Source organism: Actinoallomurus sp. NPDC052274 (assembly GCF_040679475.1).
In the GTDB taxonomy this organism is placed as follows: domain Bacteria; phylum Actinomycetota; class Actinomycetes; order Streptosporangiales; family Streptosporangiaceae; genus Actinoallomurus; species Actinoallomurus liliacearum.
Genome location: NZ_JBFAUT010000044.1, coordinates 1 through 12,165, shown reverse-complemented (window position 1 = coordinate 12,165; position 12,165 = coordinate 1). Strand labels below are relative to the sequence as shown.

Here is a 12,165-nt window from a genome sequence, read left to right as displayed (position 1 = left end):
CCGCGCATGGACTTTGCTTCAGCGCTCCACACTGCCGGGCATGGCATGTGGCGAGCATAAGCGACCCCGACCACCAAACCATTCGGGTCACGGCTTTACCCCACCCGAGACCACATCCACCTGAACGCCCTACAAAACGCGATCTTCACCGATCAGTCAAACGGGTTGGCCCACGATGTCAGCCGGTCGAGGCCCCGGCCGATGCGGCCCCAGAACCCCGTGTCACCGTGCGGCAGCGCCGCCACGGCCTGGTCGACGACCGGCGGCGGCGCGTCGGCCACGATCGTGTAGACGTAGCCCCGGCTCGCCCACACGGCCCGCTGCTGGACGGTGTCGCGGAGGTAGACGGTCCGGCCGCCGCGGGTGGTCTTGTGCCAGTGCTGCACGCTGCTCGGATCGAGCACGCCGCGCTGCACGAACACCGAGACGACCGAGAGTCCGTCGGAGTAGCTGAGGTGCACGACGGGACCACCGGTGTCGTGCTGCCGCGCGTCGTACAGGCTGAGGTGCCCCGGCAGGGCGGACGCCACCGGCCAGCCGCGGTACCGCAGCGCGCCCAGGTCGGCGCCGACGAGCTGGTGCGTCCAGGGCGCCTCGATCGTCTGCGGTGTGGAGGCCGCCACGAACATCGTCTTCGGCACCGACGGCCGCATCTCGGTGAAGAACGTTAGGTTCACCGCGCGCCCCTGCTGGTCGAGCAGCTCACGGCGGAGCATGAGGCCGGTCGCGCGGTCGATGTGGAACCGGCCGGCGGCGGTGCCGTCGGCGCGGCGCGCCTCGATGATGGTGGTGGGCCGCCCGCAGACCTGCCCCTCACCGGCCTGGACGACGGCGTAGTTGCGGGCGAGCAGGTCGAGCATCTTCGACGTGTACCCGGTGAGACCGCCCTGGGCCTGCTGGGGGTCGTCCGCCTCGAACATCTGGCCGCCCTGCTCGGCGGTGGTGCTCTGCACCCGCATCCGGGTGCCCTGGCCGGGCACGTGGGCGACGTTGACCAGCGACGTGGTCGACATGCCGCTGCGGCTCCAGGACGTGATGTACTGCACGCCCTCGTACGAGGTGTCGCGCGCGGCCCCCTCGGCGCCGCGCAGAAGGCGCAGGGCCTCCGGGTCGGACCGCAGCCGGGCGCCGCTGGCGGTGTCACCGGTGGTCACGAACCACAGCAGCAACAGCGCGGTGGCGAGACCACCCGCCAGCCACGCGTTGTGCGAGGTCCGGCCGCTCACGGGTGATCGCCGGCCGTGACCTCGGGCCGCGGGTCGGTCAGCGGGACGTCTCCGGAGGTCAGGGCGTGCTCGACGGCGAACTGCTCGACGGACGGGGTGACGCGGGGCAGGGGACCCGGGTCGGCGCCCGCGGCGAACGCCGCCGAGCCGACGCCGAGGACCGCGAACGCCGCCGCGCCCGCGACGAGGTAGCGGCCGCGCGGCAGCCGGCGCCGCACGACGGCCGCGCGGCTGGGCCGGTTGTCCGACGGCCGGGTCCGGGCGGGACGCACGTCGCCGGGGCGCGCGACGGCCGGGGAGCGGGCCTGGCCGGGCAGCCGGGGAACGGGCGGCGGAAGAGGGTCCCCCGGCTCGCCCATGGCCTCCAGGCGGCGCAGGAGGGCCTCGGAGGGCATCGTGTCGCCCAGCGCCCGCAGCCGCTTCTTGAGGGAGCGCAGCGCCTCGGCCTCGGCGCGGCACTCCGCGCAGGCGGCGAGATGGCGATGCGCCTTCTCGCGCTCGTGGTGGCCGAGCTCACCGTCGATCAGCGCGGTGAGCCGCTCCCCGAGATGGTGCCCGCCGCTCATGCGCTCGCTCATGCGCCCTCCTTCGTCGGAGGAGGGACCAGAGGCGCTGCGCTTACGATTCGCTCGCTCCGCTCGGTATGCGCCCTCCTCCGTCGGGAAGGGACCAGAGGCGCTGCGCCTACGATTCGCTCGCTCCGCTCGCTCATGGGGCCTCCTGGGCGGCGGTGCGGCGCGGGCCGCGGTGCTCCAGCGCGGCGCGCAACTGCGCACGGCCACGGTGGATGCGGCTGCGGACGGTGCCGATCTTCACGCTGAGGGTCGCGGCGATCTCCTCGTAGGACAGGCCCTCGATGTCACACAGGACGACGGCGGCGCGGTAGTCCGGCGCCAGCGAGTCGAGCGCCGCCTGGACGTCGGCGTCGAGCTTCTTGTCGTCGTAGGCCTGGGCGGGCGTGGGCTCCGGTCCGTGCAGGCGCTCGGCCGCGTCATCGGCGAGCCCCTCGAACCGGATGCGCTGCCGTCGGCGCGCCTGGTCGAGGAACAGGTTGGTGGTGATCCGGTGCAGCCAGCCCTCGAACGTGCCGGGCTGGTAGTTGGCGAGGGAACGGAAGACCCGGACGAAGACCTCCTGGGTGAGGTCCTCGGCGTCGTGGGGGTTGCCGGTGAGCCGGAAGGCCAGTCGGTAGACGCGCGCGGAGTGCTCCCGCACGATCTCGTCCCACGTCGGAGGAGTCCAGGCGATGCCGGGGTCGTGCACCGACACTCCCCTTTCACGTACGAGTTCTGCCACCGACATACTGCCCCGATTCTTCCTCTCCGCCTAGCGGTAGCCACGCCCTCTGAAGAACGTGACGGTACGCGGCGGAGTTCCCCCTCCGTACTAGTGTTTGCCCTGCAGACTCATGCGTCCCTAGGAGGAAGTCATCGACGCGGTGAAGGCCACCCTGGCCTACGTGGACCAATACCTCCCGGAGGACGAGGCGCTGCGCGAGGCCCGGCAGCGCGGCATCGACGTCGGGGCCACCCCGATCGGCCCGGCGGGCGGCGCGGTCCTGCGCTTCCTCGCCGCCGCGATCAGCGCGCGCACGGTCGTGGAGATCGGGTCCGGATGCGGCGTGTCCGGCATCTGGCTGCTGCGCGGGATGCGACCCGACGGCGTGCTCACGAGCGTGGACGTCGAGCCGGAGAACCAGCGGCTGGCCCGCGAGGCGTACGCCGCGGCCGGCTTTCCGACCTCCCGTGCCCGCATGATCGCCGGCCGCGCCCTGGACGTGCTGCCCCGGCTCACCGACGGCGCGTACGACATGGTCTTCTGCGACGCGGTGAAGCAGGAGTACCCCGAGTACCTCGGCGAGGCGCTGCGGCTGCTGCGGCCCGGCGGCGTCGTCGCGTTCGACAACGCCCTGTGGCACGACCGCGTCGCCGACCCGGCGAACCGGGACCCGGACACGGTGGCGATCCGCAGCCTCGGCCGCATGGTCCGCGAGGACGACCGCCTCTTCCCGCTGCTGCTGCCGGTCGGGGACGGGCTCCTCGCCGCCGTCAAGAGCCGGTGAGCCCACGCCGCGGGTGACCCGAAGGTGCGCGACGTCGTGACGGCCGTACGGGCGCGAACCTCGCCACCGGGCACGACCTTGGTCACCGGGACGCGTGCCCCGGCCGCGGTGGCGTCGTGATCGCCGTACGGGCGCGGACGTCACCGCAGGGCGTCGCGTCGGTCGCCGGGACGCTCGTGCTGGCCGGGGTGGCCGTGGCGTTCGCGGTGAGCGGGGCGCTGAGCATGCCGGCCGTCGGCGGCCTGGTGGCCCTCGTCGTCGGCGTGCTGGGGCTCGCGCTGTTCGGCGCCCGCCTCGTCGTGACGGCCGGGCGGGCGGTGAGCGGCCGGCCGGTGCTGGAGATCGACGAGCACGGGGTGTGCCTGCCGGCGGCGTGGCCGTGGTCGCGCGCCCGGGACCGGCGGCTCTCCTGGCCGGACGTGGCCTCGGTGGTGGTGTGGAACGAGACGCTCCCGCGCGGGCGGGTGCGCTCGGTGCGGCACGTCGCGTTCCTGCCCACCGAGGAGCGCGCGGCGGAGGCGGGCGCCGTACCCGGTGTGGAGCTGCTGGCGCTGCGCCTGGAGGACGTGCCCGGTACGGCGACCCCGCACTGGTCCACGGCGTTCCCGCCGCGCGCGACGATGCCGCCGGAGGCGGTCCTGGAGGAGGTGCGCCGCCTCGGCGGCGTGCGGATCGTGGACGCCGGGTCGCGCTGACACTTCGACGCCGTTTTCCCGTTTTCTCCTTAATTAACGTGGGTTCGCTGAATAAACCCTGACTTAGGACCTCACGCGCCCGACGTAGGCCGCTCACCCCTTTGCGGGGTTCGTGCGGGGATAGAGCACGACAACATGCTTTCTGCCGCCCTTTCGGCAATCCCCCCGAAGTGAGGCCCCAAGATGTACATCAGAAGAACGTGGCATTTCGCGGCTGTTCTCCCGAGGCCGTCAATCAAGGTCACCGAGGAGCCCGCGGAGGTCGTCACATGACCGAGCGACGCGAGGGAATCGACGAGCACAGCACCTTGGTCATGAGGCCGACGAAGGATGCCTCATGACCACCGCCGCACCGGACCTCGACGCCTACGCCCCGGCGTCCGGCGCGTACGACGTCGCCATCGTCGGGCTCGGGTACGTCGGGCTGCCGACCGCGCTGGCGTTCCACGCCGCCGGCGCCCGCGTGCTCGCCATCGACGCGAGTCCCGAGCGCCTCGCCAGGATCCGGTCGCGCCGGGTCGACCTCCTCCCCTCCGACCACACCCGGCTGGAGACGGCGCTGGGCGACGAGGCCTTCGCCCTGGTCGCCGACCCGTCGTACGCGTCCTGGGCCCGTGCCGTCGTGATCTGCGTGCCGACCCCGGTCACCGCGCACCTGACGCCGGACCTGTCCGCCCTGGACCGGGCCTGCGCGTCGGCGGTCCTGCACGCGGTGCCCGGGCAGGTCGTCATCCTCACCTCGACCAGCTACGTCGGCTGCACGGAGGACCTGCTCGCCGGGCCGCTCCGGCGGCGCGGGCTCCAGGTGGGCCGGGACGTCTTCGTCGCCTTCAGCCCGGAGCGGATCGACCCCGGCAACGACCGGTACGCCCATGAGGTCGTCCCCCGGGTCGTCGGCGGGGCCACCCCGCAGTGCACGGCCGAGGCGGTCAAGGTCCTCGCCCACTGCACCGGCAACCTGCACGAGGTGTCCTCCGCCGGCGCCGCCGAGATGACCAAGCTGTTCGAGAACACGTTCCGGGCCGTCAACATCGCGCTGGCCAACGAGGTCGCGGAGATCAGCCGCACCCTCGGCCTGGACGTCATGGAGGTCATCAACGCGGCGGCGACCAAACCGTACGGGTTCATGCCCTTCTTCCCGGGTCCGGGGGCCGGCGGGCACTGCATCCCCTGTGACCCCCACTACCTGCTCTGGCAACTGCGCAAGACGCGGCTCCCGACCCCCGTCGTCACCCAGGCCATGTCCGCGATCGCGGGGCGTCCCCGGCGGGTCGTCGACCGGGTCCGCGAGGTGCTGTCCGAGGCCGGGATTGGCCTGGCGGGCGCGCGCGTCCTCGTGCTGGGCGTGAGCTACAAGCCGGACGTCGAGGACGTCCGGGAGTCCCCCGCCCTGGAGATCATCGAGGGCCTGCTGGCGGCCGGCGCCCAGGTCGCCTACCACGATCCCCTCGTCCCGGAGATCCGGCTGCCGGAGGGCGGCGTGCTCGGCAGCGTCGACCCGCCGTCGGCCGGTGAGACCGACCTCGTCATCGCGCACACGACGCACCGGGCCCTGGACCTGTCCTGGTTGCCCGAGGACCAGCTCGTCCTGGACGCGACGTACCGCCTCACCGGCGCCGGTCGCCGCGTTCCCCTCTGACCCCGTTCCCCTCTGCCCCGCCGTGTCGAAGGGCGGAGACGGCGCCGAGCGACACCCGGCGCCGTCCCGTCCCGTCATGCCCATCGAGCACGAGGAGAGTCTTCGTGAGCACGCCACCCCTCCCGGGGGACCGAGCCCGGCCCGGGCGGCTCGCGTCCTTCGGGGCGTTCGCCGGCGTCACGGTCATCTGTCTGGTCATCGCCTGGCACGTCGGGATCAAGGTCGCGTTCCTTCGCGGCGACCCGTTCACCCCCACTTACACGATCGCGGTCAGCGGCTACGTGCTGAGCCGCTTCCTGCTGGCGGCCTGCTACCGGCCGCCGCGCGACGTGGGGCTCACGCCCACGGTCGCGATCATCGTCCCCTCCTTCAACGAGGGCGAGGCGGTGGTCCGCACCATCGACTCCTGCATGGCGCTGGACTATCCCCGCGACCGGCTGGAGCTGGTCGTCGTCAACGACGGGTCCAGCGACGACACGTGGGAGCACATGCTGCGGGCGGCCGCCGCCCATCCCCTGGGGTCGGTGCGGTGCGTCGACCTCGGGAGCAACCAGGGCAAGCGCGCGGCCATGGCGGCCGGCATCCGCGCCACCTCGGCGGAGATCCTCGTCTTCGTCGACTCGGACTCCATGCCCGCGCCCGAGGCCGTCCGCAAGCTCGTCCAGGGCTTCGCCGACCCCAAGGTCGGCGCGATCTCCGGCCTCACCTACGCGCGCAACGCCGACGCCAACACGCTCACCCGCATGCAGGCGGCGCGGTACTACGTCTCGTTCCAGCTCCTCAAGAGCGCCGAGTCCGTCCTGGGCGCGGTCACCTGCTGCTCCGGCTGCTTCGCCGCCTACCGCCGCGCGGCGGTCGAGCCGCTGCTGGACGCCTGGGAGAACCAGCGGTTCCTCGGCGTGCAGTGCACGTACGGCGACGACCGGGCGCTGACCAACCGGGTGATCAAGACCGGCTGGATCACCCGGTACGACTCCCGCGCCGAGGCGTGGACCGACGTTCCCGACGCCTACCGGAAGTTCTTCCGGCAGCAACTGCGCTGGAAGAAGTCCTGGAGCCGGGAGGGGCCGCTCCTGCTGTCGCACATCTGGCGGAGCCGCACCCGTGCGCTGCCGTCGGTCGCCGTGCAGACCTGCGCGGGGCTGCTCAGCCCGATCGTCATCTTCCTCACCGTCGTCCGGGCCGTCGTGGAGGGACACTCGCCGCTGATCTATTTCCTCGGCCTGTACCTCGTGTCGATGGCGTACGCGTTCGTCTACCGAATGCTGCGCAAAGACGGCCTGTGGCTCTACGCCTTCATCGGAACGTTCTTCTACATCACCTTTTCGCCGCAGTTGTTGTGGGCCATCGCCCGCATTCGCGACGGGAAATGGGGCACCCGCTCGGTGGACCGGCGACGGCCCCCGGCGTACCGGATCGCCCCCTCCCCGCAGGTGGTGCAGGATGGCTGAGCCGACCCGCCTCAGGCGGCTGGGCGAGGCCGTCAACGGCGCGGTGTTCATCGCCGCCCTGGCCCTCGTGCTGGTCGTGTGGGTCGCGATGAGCCGTCCGTTCGATCCGCCGCGGCAGGCCCCGGCGCCGGTGCGGCTCGACACGGCGACCGCGCGGACCGCCGCCGGCCTGCCCGGCTACCCCGGCTCGGTGGTCGTGCTGACCTACCACGCGGTGTCCGACGGCGACCACGCCGGCAGCACGCTGACCCGGCGGCTGTTCGGCGAGCACCTGGCCGCCCTGGCCGCCGCGGGCTACCGCACGGTCCGGCTCGCCGACGTCGAACGGCTGATCGCGCACCAGCCCGTACGGCTGCCGCCGAAGGCGCTGCTGCTGACGTTCGACGACGGGACGCTGACCGACTGGACCACGGTCGACCCGATGCTCGAGCGCTACCACTTCACCGCGGTCGCCTTCCTCACGACGTCGAAGATGGTGGCCGCCGGGACGCCGTCGTACTACCTGTCGACCCGGCAACTGCGGGCGCTGCGCGCGACCGGCCGCTGGGAGTTCGGCTCGCACTCGCACGCGATGCACGAGCAGGTGCCGGTGCCGGGCGACCTGGCGCCGCCGCTCGGCAACCGGATCCTCGTCCACGGGCGGCTGGAGTCCCCGGCGGCGTGGCGGTCCCGGGTACGCGCCGACCTGGCCCGGAGCCAGGCGTTCTTCCGGCACATCCTCGGGCGGCCCGCGAGCGCGTTCTCGTACCCGTTCGGCGACACCGGCAGCATGGGCGACGCTCCGGCGCTGGCGAAGGAGCTGCCCGACCTCCTGCGCGACGCCGGGTTCGGCGTCGCCTTCATCGGCGAGAACGTCCCCACCGAGCACGTCAACGCGGTCAGCGCCCAGTCGCCCCGCTGGACGCTGGACCGCATCGGCGTCCGCGCGACGACGTCGGTGTCGGACCTGCTGGAGATGGTCCGCGGTGCGGTGCCGGTCGCGCCCCCGCACGACCTGGCGGCCCTGCGGTGGATGGGCGACCTGGCCGACTGCACCCACCGGCCCGGCGCCCTGGCCGTGCGCAGCGACGGCTACGGCACCTGCCTGCTCGACGGCGGCGTCAACACCAGCCAGTGGGTGGACTACACGGTGCGCACCCGCGTGACCGGCGTGAACCGCCACGCCGCCGCCGTCATCGCCGTACGGGACGGCGCGGGCGCGGGCCACCGCGGCCGGCTCGAGGTCGTCCTCGGGGAGAGCTCGATCGTCGTCCGCCAGCAGATCGGCGACGCGGCACGGGTCGTGCTCGCCAAGGCGGTCCTCCCGGCGAGCCGCACCGGGCGGACCGTACTGATCCGGGTCCACCGCGACACCGCGGACGTCACCGTCGACGGCCACCGGCTGCGGGCGACCTTCGACCGGCGCCTGCACGAAGGCGGCATCAAGTTCGGCATCGCCGCGGACGACGGCCGCCGGATCGTCGTGTACGAGCGCCCGACCCTGACCCCGGACCCCCAGCAAAAACGATGAGAGAAGGACCGATGGCCCACAGACCTCCCCCGGCGGCCGCCCGCCTGGCGGCGCTGTTCGCCCTGCTGTGCGCGGCGCTCGCCGTGCCCGGCGTGAGCGGTACCGCGCACGCCCTCACGAACACCGTCGTCACCCTCGGCTTCGACGACGGCGTGAAGGACCAGTTCACCAACGCCCGCCCGATCCTGCAGGCCCACCACCTGCACGGGACCTTCTACATCAACAGCGGGCAGACCAACCTCACCAACTACATGACGCAGACCGACATCGCGGCCCTCGCCTCGGACGGGGACGAGATCGCCGGGCACACCGTCGACCACGCCGACCTGACGACCCTGTCCTCCGACGACGCCAAGCGGGAGGTCTGCAACGACCGGGTGACCCTGCTCGGCTGGGGCTTCAAGGTCAAGAACTTCGCCTACCCGTACGGCTCGGAGAACGCCGCCACCGAGCAGATCGTGCGCGACTGCGGCTACAACAGCGCCCGCGCGGTCGGCGGCGTCGTGTCGCCCGGCTCCTGCGACGGCTGCGGCTACGCCGAGACGATCCCGCCGGCCGACGTGTACAACATGCAGTCGCCCGACTCGATCAAGTCCGACACGAGCCTGGCCACGCTCAAGAGCCTGGTCACCAACGCGGAACTGCACGGCGGCGGCTGGGTGCAGCTCGTCTTCCACCACGTCTGCGACGGCTGCACGGACATCTACTCGGTCAGCCCCAGCACGCTGTCGGACTTCCTCGACTGGCTCGCCCCCCGTGCCCTGCTCGGCACGACGGTCAAGACCGTCGACCAGGTGATCGGCGGTGCGCAGCAGCCGCCCGTGAACGGCCCGCCGCTGAACCCGCCGACCCACGGCAACCTCGTCCAGAACCCCTCGCTCGAGTCGGCCGCAGGCGGCCTGCCGGCCTGTTTCCAGTACGGCGGGTACGGCACGAACACCTACACCTGGACCCGGTCCACCGACGCGCACACCGGCTCGTACTCCCAGCAGCTCGACGTGACCGCGCTGACCAGCGGGGACCGCAAACTCGTCACCAAACAGGACGCCAACACCTGCGCGCCGGTCGCCACGCCGGGCCACGTCTACAACGCGTCGGCCTGGTACAAGGGCAGCTGGGGAGCGGACGTGCAGGTCAAGCTGACGTTGTACTACCGGACCAGCGCCGGCACCTGGGTGTACTGGACCAGCGGCCCCGCGCTGCCCGCGACGAGCACCTGGACGAAGACCCCGGCCTACACGAGCCCGGCCGCGCCCGCCGACGCCACCGGCCTGTCCATGGGCATCTCCCTCGCGGGCACCGGCACCATCTACACCGACGACTACGACATCACCGACCCGGCGAACCCATGACGAACAAAAGAGTCCTCGGGGAGCTCGGTCTGGGGCTCGGGCTGCTGGCCCTCACCGCCGGGCTCACGATCGACGTGCTGTCCCCACCGGGCAAGGCCGACACCGAGAAGGCCCGTACGGTCGTGACCAACGCCATGCTGCAGGCCGCGCGGACGGACAACCGCTGCACGCGCGGCCGGGTCGCGCTGACCTTCGACGACGGGCCGGACATCTACACGCCGCAGGTGCTGAAGGTCCTGCGCGCGTACGGGGTCCGGGCGACCTTCTTCGTCATGGGCCAGAAGGCGGCCGCGCGGCCCGCCCTGATCAGGGCGGAGGTGGCGGGCGGCCATCTGGTCGAGAACCACAGCTGGAACCACCCGCACATGGCCGACCTCGACCAGGCGCAGATCGACTGGCAGCTGACCTCGACGCAGCGGGCGATCACGGCGGCGGGGGCGCCGGCGCCGACGCTGTTCCGGCCGCCGTTCGGCAACACCAACACCACGGTCGACGGGGAGGCGAAGCTGACCGGGATGCGGGTGATCCGCTGGTCGATCGACACCGCCGACTGGCGCGGCCGCGATCCGGGCGACATCGCCGCGTCCGTCCTCGACCAGGTGGTCCCGGGCTCCGTGGTGCTCATGCACGACGGCGTCCGCCAGTCCGCCGCCACGGTCCAGGCGCTGCCCACGGTGATCCGCGGGCTGCGCGCCCGCGGGTTCTGCACCGCCCTCGCCACCGACTGACCGGGAAGGACGCGTCGATGCATCGGCACAACGGGCGTACGCGCGACGCCCTCCGCACGGCGGGCGAGCCGCGTTCCGGCGCCGTCCCGCCCGGCTCGGCGGCCCCGGGCCGCCCCCGGCGGCGGACCGGTGTCCGGGCCGCGTTGCTCCTCACCGCGGTCGCGGTGCTCGGGACGGGCGGCTGGGCGGTGTGGTCCCGGCAGCACCCGGCGGCATTCGCGCCGCGGCTGACGGGGCCGGACCGGCTCGTCACCAACGAGTTCGCGCACTGGAACCCGCAGACGCCGGGCACCCGCGTCTCCCGGGACTGGGACGTCAGCAGCGGGTCGCTGTTCATCCACCGGGGCGTCGCCTGGTCCGGTGTGCCGGACGCGTCGGTCCCGGACGCGGGATCGTCCCGGGGCACGGGGTCGAGCGTGTTCCGGATGACCACGCGGCGCCGGGACTTCGCGGACGTCACGGTGTCCCTGCGGGTGCGGAACCTGGGGCTGACGGCCGCCGGGCGGGCGGCCGCGTCTGAGATCGACGGAGTGCACCTCTTCCTGCGCTGGCAGAGTCCGGAGAAGCTCTACGTCGTCTCGCTGAACCGCCGGGACGGCCTCATGGTGGTCAAGAAGAAGCTGCCCGGCGGCGACGCCAACGGCGGCACCTACTACACCCTGGGCCAGGCCCGCTACGCCGTCCCGTACGGCCGCTGGCAGTCGTTCCGGGTCCGGATCAGGACGTCCGGCGGCGGCCTGGTGACGATCACGGCCGCGCGGGACGGCCGTGAGGTGCTGTCGGCGACCGACGACGGCAGCGAGGGGGCGGCGATCCTGTCCCCGGGCGCGGTCGGGTTGCGCGGTGACAACTGCGACTTCGAGTTCACCGGCTTCCGCGTCACGCGGACCTGAGCGCTCCGGCTGCGGAGCCGGCCTCAGGCGGTGCCGCGCCCGCTGAGCCAGCGCAGCAGGAGACGGACGCCGTAGCCGGTCGCGCCACGGGTGACCTCGGCGTCGTCGGAGCCGGCCCGGGCCGGCCCGGCGACGTCGAGGTGCGCCCAGGCGCGCCGGCCGGTGAACTCCCGCAGGAACAGCGCCGCGACGATCGAGCCCGCGCGGAAGCCGCCGCGCCCCATGTTCGCGAGGTCGGCGACGTCGGAGTCGATCGCCGCGCGGTAGTCGTCGGTCAGGGGCATCCGCCACAGCGGCTCGCCGCTGTCCGCGCCCGCGCCGAGCAGCTCGGCGGCGAGGGCGTCCTCGGTCGCGTACAGCGCGCCGTGCCGCTGGCCCAGCGCCACCTTGGCCGCCCCGGTGAGCGTGGCGATGTCCACCAGCACGTCGGGGTCGAGCTCGGCGTCGGCGTAGGCGAGAGCGTCGGCCAGGACCAGGCGGCCCTCCGCGTCGGTGTTCAGCACCTCCGTCGTGGTGCCAGCCAGCCCGCTGGGACGGCTGTTCTTCGCCTTCCAGGAGCGGCTGGACCCCGACGCCCCAGAGACGGCAAAACTGGCGGTCGCGGCCTTC

Annotated in this window: 11 protein-coding genes and 1 pseudogene; 8 read left to right on the top strand and 4 right to left on the bottom strand. The window is 72.8% G+C overall.

Annotated elements, in window-relative coordinates; genetic code table 11:
* Nucleotides 1-152 precede the first annotated feature (152 nt).
* The 3 genes from AB0K82_RS30455 to sigE all read right to left on the bottom strand — a co-directional run bounded on the left by AB0K82_RS30455 (nt 153) and on the right by sigE (nt 2,528).
* A complete protein-coding gene (locus tag AB0K82_RS30455) occupies nt 153-1,226 on the bottom strand; it encodes a sigma-E factor regulatory protein RseB domain-containing protein (protein ID WP_364403667.1) in 1,074 nt (357 codons plus the stop codon).
* On the bottom strand, nt 1,223-1,804 hold the full coding sequence (locus AB0K82_RS30450) for a zf-HC2 domain-containing protein (RefSeq protein WP_364403664.1): 582 nt from the start codon (nt 1,802-1,804) through the stop codon (nt 1,223-1,225). Before AB0K82_RS30450 ends, AB0K82_RS30455 begins: the two co-directional genes overlap by 4 nt.
* A 130-nt stretch (nt 1,805-1,934) precedes the next feature.
* The gene (gene sigE / locus AB0K82_RS30445) at nt 1,935-2,528 is read right to left on the bottom strand and encodes an RNA polymerase sigma factor SigE (RefSeq protein ID WP_364403661.1); all 594 of its coding nucleotides are present in this window, start codon (nt 2,526-2,528) and stop codon (nt 1,935-1,937) included.
* 136 nt (nt 2,529-2,664) lie between these two features.
* Between sigE and AB0K82_RS30440 the strand changes: the two genes are divergently transcribed.
* The 8 genes from AB0K82_RS30440 (at nt 2,665) to AB0K82_RS30405 (ending at nt 11,556) form a co-directional block, all read left to right on the top strand.
* Entirely contained in the window at nt 2,665-3,288 is a 624-nt protein-coding gene (locus AB0K82_RS30440; RefSeq protein ID WP_364403658.1) for an O-methyltransferase, read from the top strand.
* A 116-nt stretch (nt 3,289-3,404) separates the two neighbouring features.
* Nucleotides 3,405-3,983 (top strand): hypothetical protein, encoded by a 579-nt coding sequence (locus AB0K82_RS30435; protein ID WP_364403656.1) that lies wholly within the window; start codon nt 3,405-3,407, stop codon nt 3,981-3,983.
* A 337-nt stretch (nt 3,984-4,320) separates the two neighbouring features.
* A complete protein-coding gene (locus AB0K82_RS30430; RefSeq protein WP_364403653.1) occupies nt 4,321-5,622 on the top strand; it encodes a nucleotide sugar dehydrogenase in 1,302 nt (433 codons plus the stop codon).
* A gap of 104 nt (nt 5,623-5,726) precedes the next feature.
* Nucleotides 5,727-7,073 carry a glycosyltransferase gene (locus AB0K82_RS30425; protein ID WP_364403650.1) on the top strand — a complete coding sequence of 449 codons (1,347 nt, stop codon included), beginning with the start codon at nt 5,727-5,729 and terminating at the stop codon, nt 7,071-7,073.
* The gene (locus AB0K82_RS30420) at nt 7,066-8,583 is read left to right on the top strand and encodes a polysaccharide deacetylase family protein (RefSeq protein ID WP_364403647.1); all 1,518 of its coding nucleotides are present in this window, start codon (nt 7,066-7,068) and stop codon (nt 8,581-8,583) included. Before AB0K82_RS30425 ends, AB0K82_RS30420 begins: the two co-directional genes overlap by 8 nt.
* A gap of 11 nt (nt 8,584-8,594) precedes the next feature.
* Complete coding sequence (locus AB0K82_RS30415) at nt 8,595-9,935, top strand: polysaccharide deacetylase family protein (protein WP_364403644.1); 1,341 nt, start codon at nt 8,595-8,597, stop codon at nt 9,933-9,935.
* Entirely contained in the window at nt 9,932-10,663 is a 732-nt protein-coding gene (locus AB0K82_RS30410) for a polysaccharide deacetylase family protein (protein WP_364403641.1), read from the top strand. The genes AB0K82_RS30415 and AB0K82_RS30410 overlap by 4 nt, the downstream gene beginning before the upstream one ends.
* A gap of 17 nt (nt 10,664-10,680) precedes the next feature.
* A complete protein-coding gene (locus tag AB0K82_RS30405; RefSeq protein ID WP_364403638.1) occupies nt 10,681-11,556 on the top strand; it encodes a hypothetical protein in 876 nt (291 codons plus the stop codon).
* Nucleotides 11,557-11,579: 23 nt separating this feature from the next.
* Here AB0K82_RS30405 and AB0K82_RS30400 read toward each other — a convergent pair.
* Nucleotides 11,580-12,068, bottom strand: a pseudogene (locus tag AB0K82_RS30400) (leucyl aminopeptidase); the annotation flags it as partial.
* Nucleotides 12,069-12,165: the final 97 nt, after the last annotated feature.